We start from the raw sequence: 1,160 nt of genomic DNA on the forward strand, positions 1-1,160 counted from the left end.
GCGTTTGAGGTGTGGTCCGACATCAGCGGGGTTGCCGTGCGGGCTTGATCAGTTTTGGTCTCGCTGCAGATCAGTCAGCCTTGTTGACTTGGGGCCGGCAAGTTGACGATGCCACATGGAGAGAGGCCGGCACCCTACCCTCCCCGCCGGCTGGAGCGCGTCGCTTGGGGCATACTGGAAGCCCTGCGGGTGGGGGCGCAGGCGTCGACTGAGCGGGCGTTGGCGTGGATCGGGGAGGCCTGGGCCATATCCCCCCTCCTCCAGCCGCGCCCGTGCGTGCGGTGCATAGGGCACCCCCTCTAGTGGCGGGCTCGCAGCTCCACTGGCAGCATGTAATTGCCCATCTGGACGGCCGGAGCACGGCTGTGGTTATGGATGCTCTCGCAACGGGCGAGGTTTTTGATGGAACTGCTGATCGCAGGCGCGGACGGCGTCTGGGTGGAGATCCCGGACGGGCATTACGGGCTTCAGGATGCACAGGGACGGATCAAAGCCGTGCCGCGTGGCGAGCCCGGCACGTCAAAGCAGGGCGGCCTGCGGTGGAGGGCTAAGCAAACAACCTTTCTGAAGCTGACGGCCGAGCCGGCCTCGTCGTTGCAGGCTGATGAAAAAGTCGAGGCAAAAAAGGGGCAGGTTGTAACGGCAACCGCCGCACGGCCTGAAAGTAATCACTATCGGATCATCGGTGCCACCCTCGACGGCGCCGCTTTGGGCGACCGGGATTACTTCATCTATCCCGCAATGTGGGAGGAAGATCGGTAGGTACTGCGACCGGACTCAAAGCTGGGTTTTATCTTCTCTCTCGATGGCAGGTTCTCCACTCGTGGAGAACCTGCCAGTGCCGAGGGTAGAACGCACGAAATCTCAGACGGCGCAGTGCGGCGTGTGTCTGGGATGGTCGGTCGAGAATGCCGATTATCTCGTGTCGGCTCAGTCCGGTAGGGACCTTCTCGCCGACCTCTCTTATAATCAGCCGCTCAATCACCCGAATAGGAATTAGGGTTCCATCCGCCTCGCGAAGCCGGGTAGCCGATCGCGCAATGGCAATCCGCACATCCCGACGATACTAGAGCTTTTCCACCCTACTCGAACGCATAGCCTGAGTTGGCGAGGTAGTTCCTGTACTCGGCTGGGATGAAGGTCTTGAGCAGGCGGCCGAT

Annotated in this window: 1 protein-coding gene; it reads left to right on the forward strand. The window is 61.6% G+C overall.

The window, feature by feature from the left end:
- The first annotated feature begins 402 nt into the window (after positions 1-402).
- Positions 403-762, forward strand: coding sequence for a hypothetical protein (locus BO39_RS29470; protein WP_156964201.1), 360 nt, complete (start codon positions 403-405; stop codon positions 760-762).
- Positions 763-1,160 lie beyond the last annotated feature (398 nt).

The organism is Roseomonas aerilata DSM 19363, from assembly GCF_000711725.1.
In the GTDB taxonomy this organism is placed as follows: domain Bacteria; phylum Pseudomonadota; class Alphaproteobacteria; order Acetobacterales; family Acetobacteraceae; genus Roseomonas; species Roseomonas aerilata.

Excerpts from the sequence above, each read along its gene's own strand:
- BO39_RS29470 (WP_156964201.1), top strand. The coding sequence starts at position 403 with ATGGAACTGCTGATCGCAGGCGCGGACGGCGTCTGGGTGGAGATCCCG.